At 53.4% G+C, this 13,897-nt stretch carries 11 protein-coding genes; 5 read left to right on the top strand and 6 right to left on the bottom strand.

Annotation, left to right across the window (positions count from 1 at the left end; all coding sequences use genetic code 11):
* Window positions 1-79: 79 nt before the first annotated feature.
* The 4 genes from QMF38_RS07435 to QMF38_RS07420 all read left to right on the top strand — a co-directional run bounded on the left by QMF38_RS07435 (window position 80) and on the right by QMF38_RS07420 (window position 5,006).
* Complete coding sequence (locus QMF38_RS07435; protein ID WP_281759054.1) at window positions 80-1,339, top strand: adenylosuccinate synthase; 1,260 nt, start codon at window positions 80-82, stop codon at window positions 1,337-1,339.
* A 159-nt stretch (window positions 1,340-1,498) separates the two neighbouring features.
* Complete coding sequence (locus QMF38_RS07430) at window positions 1,499-2,917, top strand: hypothetical protein (RefSeq protein ID WP_281759053.1); 1,419 nt, start codon at window positions 1,499-1,501, stop codon at window positions 2,915-2,917.
* A gap of 288 nt (window positions 2,918-3,205) precedes the next feature.
* Window positions 3,206-4,594, top strand: coding sequence for an MFS transporter (locus tag QMF38_RS07425; protein WP_281759052.1), 1,389 nt, complete (start codon window positions 3,206-3,208; stop codon window positions 4,592-4,594).
* A gap of 61 nt (window positions 4,595-4,655) precedes the next feature.
* The gene (locus tag QMF38_RS07420) at window positions 4,656-5,006 is read left to right on the top strand and encodes an ArsR/SmtB family transcription factor (protein ID WP_281759051.1); all 351 of its coding nucleotides are present in this window, start codon (window positions 4,656-4,658) and stop codon (window positions 5,004-5,006) included.
* Between the two features lie 97 nt (window positions 5,007-5,103).
* Here QMF38_RS07420 and gap read toward each other — a convergent pair whose 3' ends face one another.
* The 6 genes from gap to QMF38_RS07390 all read right to left on the bottom strand — a co-directional run bounded on the left by gap (window position 5,104) and on the right by QMF38_RS07390 (window position 13,032).
* Window positions 5,104-6,108, bottom strand: coding sequence for a type I glyceraldehyde-3-phosphate dehydrogenase (gene gap / locus QMF38_RS07415; RefSeq protein WP_281759050.1), 1,005 nt, complete (start codon window positions 6,106-6,108; stop codon window positions 5,104-5,106).
* Window positions 6,109-6,122: 14 nt separating this feature from the next.
* Window positions 6,123-7,163: a sugar-binding transcriptional regulator gene (locus QMF38_RS07410; protein WP_281759049.1), complete on the bottom strand. Its 1,041-nt coding sequence runs from the start codon at window positions 7,161-7,163 to the stop codon at window positions 6,123-6,125.
* 143 nt (window positions 7,164-7,306) lie between these two features.
* The gene (gene coaA / locus QMF38_RS07405) at window positions 7,307-8,272 is read right to left on the bottom strand and encodes a type I pantothenate kinase (protein ID WP_281759048.1); all 966 of its coding nucleotides are present in this window, start codon (window positions 8,270-8,272) and stop codon (window positions 7,307-7,309) included.
* Between the two features lie 118 nt (window positions 8,273-8,390).
* A complete protein-coding gene (locus tag QMF38_RS07400; protein WP_281759047.1) occupies window positions 8,391-10,229 on the bottom strand; it encodes an ABC transporter ATP-binding protein in 1,839 nt (612 codons plus the stop codon).
* Complete coding sequence (locus QMF38_RS07395; protein WP_281759046.1) at window positions 10,226-12,004, bottom strand: ABC transporter ATP-binding protein; 1,779 nt, start codon at window positions 12,002-12,004, stop codon at window positions 10,226-10,228. Before QMF38_RS07395 ends, QMF38_RS07400 begins: the two co-directional genes overlap by 4 nt.
* A gap of 194 nt (window positions 12,005-12,198) precedes the next feature.
* Window positions 12,199-13,032, bottom strand: coding sequence for an AraC family transcriptional regulator (locus tag QMF38_RS07390; RefSeq protein ID WP_281759155.1), 834 nt, complete (start codon window positions 13,030-13,032; stop codon window positions 12,199-12,201).
* 221 nt (window positions 13,033-13,253) lie between these two features.
* Between QMF38_RS07390 and QMF38_RS07385 the strand changes: the two genes are divergently transcribed.
* The gene (locus QMF38_RS07385) at window positions 13,254-13,739 is read left to right on the top strand and encodes a DUF1641 domain-containing protein (protein WP_040290712.1); all 486 of its coding nucleotides are present in this window, start codon (window positions 13,254-13,256) and stop codon (window positions 13,737-13,739) included.
* Window positions 13,740-13,897: the final 158 nt, after the last annotated feature.

Genomic DNA, 13,897 nt, shown 5'->3' with positions numbered 1-13,897 from the left:
AATACACATCATTCATTTTACACATATCCAAAAGAGACGTACACTGAAGCATGTGAAAGCGATTTGAGGAGGTCATCCCATGTTTCACGCGGTGGTCGGAGCACAGTACGGCGACGAAGGCAAGGGCAAAATGGTCGACTATTTGGCTGAGTCCGCAGACGTCGTTGTTCGCTATCAAGGCGGCGGTAATGCCGGTCATACAATCGTTAACGAGCACGGAAAGTTTGCATTGCACCTGGTGCCCTCAGGCATCTTTCACAAACATACGATCTCGGTGCTCGGGGCGGGTGTCGTTCTCCACCCAGGGCAGTTGGTGCAAGAACTTGCGACCTTGCAGGACGCGGGGATTGACACCAGCCGCTTCATGATTTCCGAACGTGCGCACATGGTTCTGCCCTATCATCTGTGGCAAGACAGATGGGAAGAAGAACAGCGCGCTAAGAAGGTTGGTACAACACTGCAAGGTATCGGCCCAGCCTACCAAGACAAGGTCGGTCGCTTTGGCCTGCAGATAGGAGAGCTCCGCGACGTAGAGCGCCTCCGCGAACGCCTGCAAGCTGCGTACCAAGCCAAGTTAGCGCGCATCCCCGCACTCGCAAACTACGGGACATGGGACGATGTATGGTCGACCTTGATGGAAGCACGCAATCAGCTACTTCCCTTTATTGCGGATACGACACCGCTGTTGTACGAAGCTTACAAGCAAGACAAACACGTGGTGTTTGAAGGGCAGCTTGGCATCATGCGCGATCTCGATTGGGGGGTCTACCCGTTTGTCACCTCGTCCAATCCCATAGCCGGTGGCATCGGTGCAGGTGCCGGTGTACCGCCAACTGCCATTCGCAGAATCACCGGTATATCCAAGGCGTACACCACTGCAGTCGGCGAAGGCCCGTTCCCGACACAACTGCATGACGAATACGGTCGATATTTGCAGGACAAAGGTCATGAGTATGGGGCTACGACGGGCCGCCCTCGCGCCTGCGGCTGGCTCGACATCCCATCGCTGCGATACGGCGCTTGGATCAATGGCTATACAGAACTCGCCTTAATGAAGCTGGATGTCCTGTCGGGCCTGGATGAGGTTCGCGTCGGAGTCGCCTATGACAAAGGCGGATCGCGTTATGAATGGCCCTTGCCCGCCTATGACATGGAACACGTCGCGCCGGTCTACGAGTCCCTACCGGGCTGGCATGAGGATATATCCACTTGCCGCCACTTTGACGAGTTGCCTGCGAACGCCCGAGCGTTTGTGGAGCAAATTGAGAACTGGGTCGGTGTTCCCATCCGCTACATCAGCGTCGGGCCGGAACGGGCACAGACCATCGTGCGAAACTGATCCGCCTCACTGCAAAGACGAACTCGGGGCCAGCCTACTGGGCTGGCCTTGAAGCGTTTCCACGAGCGTGGCAATCACTCCGAAATTCTCTTGCAAATTCCTCAAAACTCAGGCTATATATTTAGTAGATCGGCTCATATCACGAGAGGGTTGGACAACATGAGAAAGCGTATTCATAGGGCGCTTTGGCCTACTTTTGCGGCTGGCATCGCCCTCGCCGGCATCGCCTTCGGTTCTTGGTCATATTCCCCCACGTTTTCAGCATCCCGAATCCATCAAAGACCTGCGAGTATAGGCGCGGCCAATTTGGCGGACAGCGGCCAGAATGCTCCAAGCCATACGGCGGATCCGTCACGCGTTTCCTATGCTTATTCGCCTGTACCTGCCGACTCCAGCATGGTGCGGTTCGAAGCCTACGGCAGTGGCGTCACAAACGCAGACATTCAGCGCGCCGAGGCCATCCTTAGTCGCGTCCACTCCGTCAGTCGCATCAGCAACTTTCTCGGTCTGCGCATGCATAAACCGGCGACGGTCTATCTAGTCAATAACGCGTCTTCGTACGCCAAACTATTGCAACAAATTGGTGTATCGCAGGGCGATGCCAGTAGTCTCTCTCAGGATTCGAACGGTTTCACCTTACGTAGCACGGTGATTATCCCGTTATTCCAGAATACAAGTGATTACGATCTCGCCAATACCTTGACACATGAGTTGACGCATGTGACCATCAATCAGAACATCTCGTATCTGCCGAGTTGGATGAATGAGGGCATGGCCGTCTATATGGGATTTAACGGACAAAAGGCAATTGAGCCGCAGGCAGAATTCGAGGGTGACGAGCGCGAATACGCCGAGGATATACTGGACGTTGTCCAATCCGGATCTCTTGTGCCCTTATCCAACGACGAAGCAGCCATTTTGTCAGGATCCGAGACCTATGATTACGAACTTCAAGACTGGCTTGCCATCTGTGACCTAATTTCGAAGTTCGGGATTTCCTCGATTGCCAAACTGGCCAACAACCTGACACACGAAAATCCGGATCAGGCATTTCAGTCTGCATTCGGAGAGACAGTTCCGTCCTTTAACGCCAGCTTCACAAAGCAGCTTCAAGCTGCGGTCAGGGCGAAGACAAAGGGCGCATCGTTAAATGTGACCATTCCTCCGGGATTTCACGGTACGCTTCAGTTTCTGTCGCCTAATCGCATCAAGTACGACGCTTTGAATGCATCCCCAGGAAACTACAATATTAAATGGAACGTGAATGGAGGCCTTGCAAGCGTTCTGCCGACCGCGACGCCACTCAAGAATGCGCAGTCAGCGGATCCATCTTCCGCGTACCTGTGGCTAACATCGTCACATAAATTGGTTTATCAAAATAAGACCGTGGCGGACTGCGGATTTCGGTTTGACTACCAGTTTGGTTTATATGCGTTTGAAAGCGCTTGGATCGACTTTACCAATGGTCAAGTTGCATATGTGAATCAACCGTCCCTCTTCGGTGTCACAATTCAAGATGTAAAGGAAATTGCGCCATCCGACCCGCTTTTACCTATTCTGCGTGCGGAATGGGCTTGAACCATCTAATTCCTAACCGGTGAACGGAGACTGAACCCTAGAGGCTCAGCCTCCGTTGCCTATCGGATAACCCCAACCTTAACCATACCACCCACATTCACTCCAAAACACCCTACTTCTTACCTACACCTTTACAAAGTCTTCACAATCCGCATATGCCATCTTCACAATTGAGGCGTAACATTCACTTCGGAATACATCGACCACAATCGAAATGGTGCAAACTGTATCAGTGCTCATCGAAACATTGACAACTCAGACTCACTTATAAGCAAAGGAGCGACCACTGTGTCCGTCAATTCCAGCGTTCTAGAGGCTTTTGACGAAAGCAAGCTCAATTCATTTCATTGGAAAACCATTTTGACGGCAGGAATGGGCTTTTTCACTGATGCGTACGACCTGTTTATCATCGGGACGGTTACCGCTATTTTGACGCCAATGTGGCACCTGACCACGACACAGTTGTCGATACTCAACAGTACTTCATTGGCAGCTGCAGCACTCGGAGCCTTGTTTTTCGGCAAGCTGATGGATTTGCTTGGTCGTAAGGCAATGTACGGAATCGAAGTCGCCATGCTGGCCGTGGGCGCCATTTTATCCGCATGTGCACCGTCCTTCATCTGGCTCGTCATTTTCCGATTCATTGTTGGCCTTGGCGTCGGTGGTGACTACCCAACCAGTTCGGTGATTATGACCGAGTATGCGAATCGAAAAAACCGTGGATTTTTGGTGACGATGGTATTTGCCATGCAGGGCCTTGGGCTTTTAGCTGGACCTTTGGTCGCTTCCCTTTTGCTGTCACTTGGCATTCCACATGCCATTGCCTGGAGACTGATGCTGGGACTCGGTGCAATCCCCGCCGCATCCGTCATCTACTTGCGTCGGAAAATGCCTGAGACGCCGCGCTATCTACTCGCCGTCAAACAGGACGCCAGCCAAGCCGCTAACGTCGCATCACACCTGACAGGCCAGCGTGTCGCCGGCGGATCTTGGAATGGTACGGTTGCAAAGCAAAGTATGTGGAGCCGCAAACATGTCATTCGACTGATTGGCACGGCAGGCAGTTGGTTTTTAATCGACGTCGCATTTTACGGCAACAGCGTCTCATCGCAACTCATTTTGAAGGCTTTGCTCCCACACGCAGCTCTGGTGACGACAACCCTTGTGGCAACAGCTATTTTCCTTGTCGCAGCGGTACCTGGTTATTTCGTGGCCGCCGGTCTCATGGATAAAATCGGCCGCAAAACGATTCAAAGCGTCGGTTTCGTCGTGATGGCCTGTGCGTATGCGGCAATTTTCTTCGTACCGACCATCGCGAAGTTGCCCATTGTGTTCCTGATTGTCTACGCGATTAGTTACTTTTTTATCGAATTCGGACCGAACACCACGACATTCCTCGTTCCGTCGGAGGTATTCCCAACCAATCTGCGCGGAACGGCGCATGGCATGTCTGCGGCGGGTGGCAAAATTGGGGCCTTTCTCGGTGCATTCGTCCTGCCCGGTATTCTCAAGGCGTCAGGGCTCAATGTCACGATGGGCATGCTGGCAGGCGTGGCTTTGTTAGGCGCCGTACTGACTCTGGTGGCCGTACCCGAAATGAAACAGCGTTCACTCGAAGACAACGAAGAGATACAGCACTCAGCAACCTCAACATCACCGCGGCACAGTGTGAGCTAACGACGAGGTCGTTTCACAATTCAAAGACAAGTGCATCGGATTTTGATGGAGGGATTGTACGTTGAATTCGAGGGCGAAGGATACGGTACAAGGCACGACGTGGGACGGACTGGCGGTTCTATGCGAACGACAGCGATTGCGCATCGTCGAGGCGTTATCAAACGGTGAACGCTGTGCAGCAGAATTGAGCGCCACCTTAGGTATCCGCCAGAACACACTGTCACATCACATTAAGGTGCTACGCGACTACGAGTTGATCCGCGTCCGCCGCGATCCGGATGACCAGCGATGGCTCTATTACAGCATCAACGACGCGAAGCTGAGACGGCTGGGGCACACCTTAATGCGCTTGGCGGACAACGCAAGGTCGGCGGAACAGACCGTTGAGCGACCAAAGGCAGCAACAACATAATCCAGTCAAAGTAAAGGCCTTGGCGAACCAATCGCCAAGGCCTTTTTTATAGTGCCGCCGTTATCGACGGCACCGACGGGTCATGTCTGAAATAGGCTTACATCTTCGACCCAATGTAAGAAGCAAGGTCGACAACACGGTTCGAATAGCCCCATTCGTTGTCATACCAAGCGACGACCTTTACCATATCGTCGATGATCATCGTGGATAGGCCATCGACCGTCGAAGAATGCGCATCGCCATTGTAATCGTGGGAAACGAGAGGAAGCTCATTGTACGCCAAGATGCCCTTTAGCGGACCTTCAGCAGCCGCCTTCAGCGCACCGTTAACCTCTTCAATCGTCGCCGTCTTCTTCGTCTGCGCCGTAAGGTCGACAATGGACACATTCGGTGTCGGCACGCGCATAGCCATGCCGTTTAGGCGTCCCTTAAGGTGCGGTAAAACGAGGCCGACAGCCTTGGCAGCACCCGTAGAAGTTGGGATGATGTTCAATGCAGCGGCACGAGCACGGCGCATGTCCTTATGCGGCAGATCGAGAATCCGTTGGTCGTTGGTGTACGAGTGAACCGTCGTCATCAAACCTTTGACGATCCCGAACGTGTCGTCGATTACCTTCGCAACCGGCGCCAAGCAGTTGGTCGTGCAGGATGCGTTGGAAATGACGTGATGGTTTGCCGGGTCGTACACTTCGTGGTTTACACCCATGACGATGGTCACGTCTTCGTTTTTCGCCGGAGCCGAAATAATAACCTTCTTCGCTCCACCTTGCGTGATATGCACTTCGGCCTTGTTCTTATCCGTAAAAATACCCGTCGATTCGATCACGATTTCGACGCCAGCATCGGCCCATCGAATCGCGCCCGGATCGCGCTCAGCGAATACTTTGACCGTCTTGCCCGCAACGATAAGATTATTGCCCTCTGCCTGAACGTCTTCAGCCAAAACGCCGTGTACAGAGTCGTACTTTAACAGCGCCGCCAGCGTCTCTGCGTCCGTGAGGTCGTTTACAGCCACAATTTCGATGTTCGGGTTGTTGAGTGCCGCACGAAACACATTACGTCCAATGCGACCGAACCCGTTAATGCCTACTTTCACTGCCATGTTCGATTCTCTCCTCACATGTCTAATTCGGATTTCATTTGCAGCAGTCTGCGTGCAGCTCCCTCGTCCGTCACCAAGACATCGATGCGATACGCCTGCGCGACCGCAGCAATGGCCTGCGCTTTACTCGCGCCCCCTGCGACGGCAACCACCAGGCGCGCGCGTTCGACATCCGTCAGCCGTAAGCCGATGGTTTGCATGGCGTACACGACTTCGCCGTAGGCGTTGAAATAATGTCCGAAAGCCTCGGCCTTCGCTGCCCGCTCGGTCAGCAATGCCAATTCGGCGTCGCTGGCGTGCCGCCTTCGCGCCATTGCCAAGGCGTCACCGATGCCGTGCACGACAACCGTGGCGGATCGAATGACAGGCAATCGCTGCTGAATGTACGGATCTTCCAGCAATTGTTCCAACGCCTTTTGCGACAAGCTGTCTGGAATGTGCAACATCACCGAGCGACCACCGAGCTTTTCAGCGAGTTCCGCCGCGATCGTGTTCGCCTGGTAGGCCACCGTTTCCCCCACGGTGCCGCGCGCCGGGACGACTTGAATATCGCGCAGCCCGGAACGAACCGGCGCCGATTTCGCCAAGGCTGCAACCGTCGTACCGCCCGTGACGGCGATCACGTCGCCATCGCGAATAGCGTCGATCAGTAGCTCCCCCGCGCTCGAGCCTATGCGCTCCGTCACCCATGGCTCCACATCGCTGTCTCCCTCGACGACGATCACGTTGGCGACAGTAAGCGCCTGCGAAAGCCGCCAAGCTAAGTCCGACCGACCTGCGAGGGCAGCCGCAACTGGCTCCAACTGACTCAATAGAGTCAGTCCTTCGGTCGACAGTGTGACGCCCGACGCCGACGTGAGAAGCAGCCCTTGTTGCTTAAGCGCATCCAATTCGGAGCGCAGGGTCCGCTCCGACTGCCCCATCGCCTGTGCCAAGGCCCGCCGCCCAATGGGTGCAAGGGCGTTGACTCGCTGTAAAATCCGCAACCGATTCTGCAACACGCCCATCAGTTCTGGAACGATCCGCTGCACCGCCGCCCAATCCGTCGTCTCCATAGCGCTTCTCCTCAACATGCCGCCCATGGTTCACGGGTCGGTACGTCACCGGGACACCTTCAGTCCCTGCGATCCAAATATCGTCCCATCACTTGTAGTGTAGCGTCTTTGCCAAGGTTGCGCAATGCCTACCAAATCGCCCTTCATATCTTCCGCAACTGCACCTCTTGTACCTGATGTCCCTCTCCTTTATGTAAGATTAACTGCGCACGAGGTTTGGTGGGCAGTATGTTTTCCCGTAAATTTTTTGCATTGATCTCTTCCCAGATACGCGAGGCCGTCGCTTCAGCTTCCACATCGGTCAGCGATGCATAACGGTGAAAATACGACTCTGGATTGCGAAACGCGGTTTGTCTTAATGTGAAAAAGCGCGTGATGTACCATTCGCGGATTAAGTTCTCAGGCGCATCGACATAGATGGAGAAGTCGAAGAAGTCGGACACAAAGATGTTCATCGGCCTCTGCGCATGGCTGGCGGCCGACGTCTGCAGGACATTGAGCCCCTCTAAAATAACGATATCAGGTTGACGAACTACGATTTTTTCGGTCGGGACGATGTCGTAGGCAAGATGTGAATACACTGGAGCCTCGACAATTGGTTTTCCAGACTTAACATCCGCCAAAAATTGAATAAGCCGCCGCGTGTTGTAGCTCTCCGGAAATCCTTTGCGGTGCATGATACCGCGGCGCTCCAATTCGGCATTTGGAAACAGAAACCCGTCTGTCGTAACGAGATCCACCTTCGGATGATTAGGCCAGCGCGACAAGAGCGCTTGCACGATGCGAGCAGTGGTGCTTTTGCCGACGGCAACACTTCCCGCAATCCCGATGATATAAGGGACCTTCGTTCCGGTATGGCCGAGGAACTTGTGGGTCGCTTCGTACAGGTTTTGTGTCGCACCCACGTACAGGTTTAATAGCCTTGATAAAGGAAGATAAATGTCCTCGACTTCAGCGAGCGACACGCGTTCGTTGATTCCATGCAGGCGCGCCAAATCTTCCTCCTGCAACAAAAGCGGCGTGGAAGCGCGCAATTGTCGCCACTCCTCACGCGAAAACGAGATAAAAGGACTAAAGCGATTTGCCTTGGAGACCCGTTCTTGTCCCATGATTCGCCTCCGATATGTACCGCTTACCATGTTGAAGCCCGGCCAGAGAGCCGGGCTAGTGCAAAGTATACATGGTTTGATCGTTAAACAGAAGGGAGACATTCGCCCCTTCCTACACTTATGCGAGAAACTTGTACTGTGCGGCTACCAAGTCGTAGTAATAGCCTCCATGCGCCATGAGTTGCGCATGTGTCCCACGTTCGACGATCCGGCCCCCGTCAAACACCAAAATTTGATGGGCATCGCGAATCGTCGAGAGCCTGTGCGCGACGACAAACGCCGTCCGCCCTTCCAGCAGTACGTTAAGCCCTTTTTGAATCAGGTGTTCGGTATAGGTATCAATACTCGCCGTCGCCTCATCGAGTATCAAGATGCGCGGATCAGCAAGAATGGCTCGCGCAAACGAAATGAGTTGGCGCTGTCCTTGCGACAAGCGGCTGCCGCGCTCGCGCACCTCCGTGTGATAACCTTCTGGCAAGTTCTCGATAAACTCATGCGCATAGACGGCACGTGCAGCCGCCTTCACCTCTTCGTCGGAAGCAGCCGGATTGCCGTACCGGATATTGTCCATAATGGTTCCCGAAAAGATAAAGGTATCTTGCAACACGATACCAATCTGACTGCGCAAGCTATCGAGGGACACCTTGGCAATATCTTTGCCATCGACAAGAATGGAACCTTCTGTCGGATCGTAAAAGCGAGCTAGCAGGTTGATGACCGTGCTTTTACCGGCGCCCGTATGGCCAACCAAGGCCACGGTTTGCCCTGGCAGAGCTTCAAATGATACGTCGCTCAGCGCTCTCCGGCCCTCTTTATAGGAAAAGCCAACAGAACGGAACTCAACTTTTCCTTTAATGGGTGGCAAAGCGATTGCGTCATCGCGATCGACGACATTCGCTTTGGTGTCGAGATACTGGAAAATGCGTTCTGAAGACGCCATGGCGACGAGAATTTGGTTGTACACTTGACCAAGTTGGCCGATGGGCGTCCAGAAGTTCCCGAGGTAGTTGGCAAAGGAAACGAGCAACCCGACCGTGACGACGCCATTGTGTAACAGATGCACGCCATACCAGAAAAGCAAAGCGCTACCAAGTGCACCGGTCAAGTCGACGAGTGGGCCAAACGGAATGGACCAGCGCTGCGCACGCAAGAACGTCGCCATGTAATCGCGGTTCATCTTTTCAAAGAACACTTGATTCTCGTCCTGGCGCACATACGATTCGGTCACGCGCATGCCTTGAATGCCTTCTGCTAAGTGCGCGTTGATTCGGCTCAGACGAAGACGCACCTGCTGCCACGCGCGACGGATTTGAATCGTCAAGCGCAACGAGAGCATAAACATGAAAGGAACGACGACCAATGTCACAATCGACAACTGCCAGTTCAGTGAAAACATGATGGCAATGATGCCAATCAACGTGAACAAGTTGGTAATCGAATTGATGACGCCGTTCGTGAACAAATCTTGTAGTGAGTTGACGTCATTTAAAATCCGAACCAAAATCGACCCGGCTGGTCTGGCATCGAAAAAATCGCTCGACAATCCCTGGACGTGGACGAACAACTCCCTGCGCAATCCTTGGATGACGCACTGACCAAGTTGGTTCGTCAAATAGATGCGAAATGACGACGCCGCAAAGTTCAGCAAGTAAAGCCCAATGAGTATGGCTCCATAAGCCAACAGCGCATGCACGCGGTGGTGTGCAATCGCCGTATCAATGGTTCGGCCAACCAAGTAGGGGGCGATGAGTGTGACCGCCAGGTTGCCTAGCGTCGCGCAGAAAGCAGCTGCCATCAGCCCAGGATAAGGTCGCATATATGACGCAAGCCGCTTCATGAGTGTAAATTGAAAGCTCTTTTCCAAAGCCTCATCATCGCGGTAAATAAAAGGCGCACGTAGCAATTCTTCGCGATTCGACGCTTCGGAGCGCACTTGTTCCTTCGCGTTCACGCTCATCCGATGTGCCCCTCCGTTCCAGTCTGTGCTGTTTCTCCACTATCGTTCATCGAAGCGAAATCTTGAAACTGCATGTCGAAGATATGCCGGTATAGTCCGTGACTGGCGAGCAATTCCTCATGTGTACCACGTTCGACGATCCGTCCGCCGTCGAGGACGAGAATCTGATCCGCGCGCTTGAGTGACGATATGCGGTGGGCAATGATAAACGTCGTCCGTCCGGCCATGACCTTTTGCAAAGCCTGCTGAATCTCATATTCCGTCTCCATGTCGACCGCGCTCGTCGCATCGTCGAGAATGAGGATGCTTGGATTCAGCAAGATTGCCCGGGCTAAGGCAACGCGTTGCTTTTGCCCACCAGAAAGTCCCATGCCGCGCTCACCGACGAGTGTCATATAACCTTCGGGAAGCTCGTCGATAAACTCCGCGGCGTCCGCCATGGCAGCGGCCCGGCGGACGTCCTCGACCTTTGCGTGAGGGCGCCCGTATGCAATGTTGGCGAAAATGGTCGTCGAGAAGAGGAACGGTTCCTGAAACGCGACGCCGACCTGCGAGCGCAGCGCGTGACGGTTCCAGGATCGAATATTGATCCCGTCAATCAATACTTCGCCTTCCGTCGCATCGCGAAACCTGGCAATGAGCGACGTCAAGGTCGTTTTGCCGGCACCGGTCAAGCCAAGCAAGGCAATGGTCTGACCCGGCTCTGCAGTAAAGTTGATATCCGATAAAACCCACTTGTCGCCCATCTTGACACCGACATTGCGAAACTCTACTTTTCCTTGGACCGATTGCGAGATTTGCTCCTCTGACGCGTCAAGGTCGTCCGGGTACTCGAGAATCTCGAGTAAACGCTCTCCTGCTGCTGTTGCTTGGGTCCAGTTATTGAGGAAAAATCCGAGTTGCGACATCGGCCAAATCATGTACCAAACCACGGACAAAAAGGCGACCAGGTCACCCAAGTTCATATGCGATGACATGACGAGCCAGCCACCGACCATCAAGATAAGTACCACACCAATATTGCCGACGAGTTCGATAAAAGGGAAGAACTTGCGCCAAAGCTTCGTCGCCTGCATGTTTGCACCATAATAGGCGTCATTGCGTTCGTTGAATTTGTCGATCTCAAACGATTCTTTTGCAAACGATTTCACCGTGCGCATACCCATGAGGTTTTCCTGCACGCCCGAATTCAGATTGCCAAGGGTGCGCCGCACAGCCTGAAATACCGGATGCAATTGCCGGTCAAAGCGGATAGCCGTCACCGCCAAAATAGGCATGAGAGCGGTGAGAACCAACGCCAAAATCCAGTTCATCGTCAACATCATGCTGATCCCAAGCACGACGGTAAGGCCTAGGCTCATCAGGTTATTGATGCCGAATGCAAAGAACATGCGGAACGCATCCAAATCCGCCGTCATCCGCGACATCAGATCCCCTGTATGAACGTTGTCATAATAGGAAAACGGTTGATGATTCAGTTTTTTGTACAATGCGTTGCGCAGATCGAACGCGGTTTTGCTGCCAAACACCTGCGCCAAATACGCTTGCGAGAAGTTAAATACGCCTTTGATCACCGACGCAAGCAAAATCGCCGCAGATAGCGGCAGCAAAGCCTGAAAATGATGACCGATGACGACTCGATTGACGATCATTTTCAGTAAATACGGATAGGCGAGTTGAAGTGCTGTCGTTAACACCAGCAAGCCTAAACTAACATACAGCAAGCGCAAATAAGGTCGGTAAAAGCGGCTTAAACGCCGGTACACGCCTTCCACAAAAGTCTCTCCTCTCCCACTTTCCGACACCCGGTGGTGCGACACGAATGTCATTTAACCACAAACCAGGAAGGCTGCATATTGTCGATTTGGTCATCTAATGACGAATTTGGCTGGCAAGAAAACTAAGCCGTTTTGACCTATCTTCTGGGAATTTTAGGGTGGGAGCGGGGCAGACCGCCGAATGCTGGCGGTCACTGTGCCCGCTGTCGAAATTCACTTGGGGAGACGCCATACTTGGCCCGAAACACGCGATAAAAGTAGGAATATGAACGAAAACCACAAAGATCGGCAATTTGCTCTAAATTGAGATTGCTAAAGCGCATTCGATCACATGCCATTTGCAAGCGTACGTCCTGCAAGTATTGAACAATCGTTTGCCCATAGGCTTCCTTAAAGACATGTACCGCCCGCGACACGGAGAGTCCAATGTCTTCAGCGACGTCGCGCAAGGTAAACTCCTCTGCTGCGTGCTTCTCAATATACGAGCGAATGCGCTCCGCCGCTAAGGGAATGGGAGATGCGGCAGCGGGATCGTAACCATATTTATCGACGGTCAGACACAAGGCCCGCAACAGGTAATCGCACAACTCCAAATCCGGCTGGCCCGGTCGCCGGTACTCCTCGATGAGTTGTCGCCAAAGATACACACAGTTCTCATGAAGAGCCAACCGCAGATGCGTCCTTCGCGAGCGCCCTTGCCACCATTGATCTAACCAGGGACCTTCACAAAACAAGTAGAGGTCCGTCGACAACACGTCGTTTGTCGACGTGCGATCAGCATCGTTCCCTTCGATCCGCAGTTCGTACACCTGCCCGGGTGCAAACATGACAAGATCGCCCGCCTCGGCAACCAACAGACGATCGCCAATCAAAACGCGCGCTTGGCCATCGGTTTGCAAGCGGAATAAATACGAGTCGAGTCCAGAGCGAACACTTTGAACGTATGGCGCCTCGTGTTCGGCAAAGCCAGCACCACGCACCTTCGTCCCAAGCCCTGGTTGGGAATGGACGCATGCGTTGTCCATCAACACGGCACCATCACTCCATCTGCGACAAGTTACACAATTCTTTTTGCTATACAGTTTGAATCATACAGGTGCGCGGGCATGTACGGCAATATCGCGGCAACATCTATTAGACATTGTCGCTCGCGTCCACTATACTGGGCAATGGAATGTAACGTCCCAGACAATCCTAGGATCGCACGCGGTTCCATCGGTGCAACGAAGGCAAGGAGGCACATTCAGTGAGTGAGGCAACGCAAACCCACGAAACGGTCGACGTCTCTGACGTCCTGCTCGATCCCGCCGTACAAGCATCCCTCAATACCATCTTGGAGAAACTTCCACAAATTGCGCAAGTGATGACGGCCCTGACAAAGGATGAAGAGACGCTCACGAGTTTAACCACCGTGATCGAAAACCTTCCCCGTCTGTCGAAGATAGTATACTTGCTTGGCCGTGTCTACCAGGCAGCGGAAGATGTCGTCACGGATGGCGATACCCTCGAAGGATTTTCGAACATGTTCCAAAACTTCACGAAACCGGCTGTCGACGTGGCGAAGAAAGGGCTGCGCGCCTACAACGCCGCGAAAGAACGCGCGGAGCACGACACCACGGTGTACAGCGTATTCAGCCTGTTGAAGTTGCTCAAGGATCCCAATGTTCAAAAGGGCATTCGCCTGGTGACCGCCATGCTGGACGAACTCGGCAAGGAGTCTCATCAAGAGTAAACAATGTCGCAAAAAGCCACGCCGAATTGGCGTGGCTTTTTTATATCCGTGCGCATCGCTGCGCCAACCGAACCCTATCCTGTCATAGGTTTCATACCGTGGCCCAACTGGGACATGCTACATCTATGCGTGTCAACAAAACTGGATGGGAGGAGCCA

This window comes from Alicyclobacillus hesperidum subsp. aegles (genome assembly GCF_027923525.1).
GTDB classification, from domain to species: domain Bacteria; phylum Bacillota; class Bacilli; order Alicyclobacillales; family Alicyclobacillaceae; genus Alicyclobacillus; species Alicyclobacillus aegles.
Note: the sequence above shows the minus strand (reverse complement) of the source record. Positions and strands in the feature narration are given on the sequence as shown.

Excerpts from the sequence above, each read along its gene's own strand:
- gap (WP_281759050.1), bottom strand. The coding sequence starts at position 6,108 with ATGGCAGTGAAAGTAGGCATTAACGGGTTCGGTCGCATTGGACGTAAT.
- QMF38_RS07410 (WP_281759049.1), bottom strand. The coding sequence starts at position 7,163 with ATGGAGACGACGGATTGGGCGGCGGTGCAGCGGATCGTTCCAGAACTG.
- coaA (WP_281759048.1), bottom strand. The coding sequence starts at position 8,272 with ATGGGACAAGAACGGGTCTCCAAGGCAAATCGCTTTAGTCCTTTTATC.
- QMF38_RS07390 (WP_281759155.1), bottom strand. The coding sequence starts at position 13,032 with ATGGACAACGCATGCGTCCATTCCCAACCAGGGCTTGGGACGAAGGTG.
- QMF38_RS07435 (WP_281759054.1), top strand. The coding sequence starts at position 80 with ATGTTTCACGCGGTGGTCGGAGCACAGTACGGCGACGAAGGCAAGGGC.
- QMF38_RS07400 (WP_281759047.1), bottom strand. The coding sequence starts at position 10,229 with ATGAGCGTGAACGCGAAGGAACAAGTGCGCTCCGAAGCGTCGAATCGC.
- QMF38_RS07430 (WP_281759053.1), top strand. The coding sequence starts at position 1,499 with ATGAGAAAGCGTATTCATAGGGCGCTTTGGCCTACTTTTGCGGCTGGC.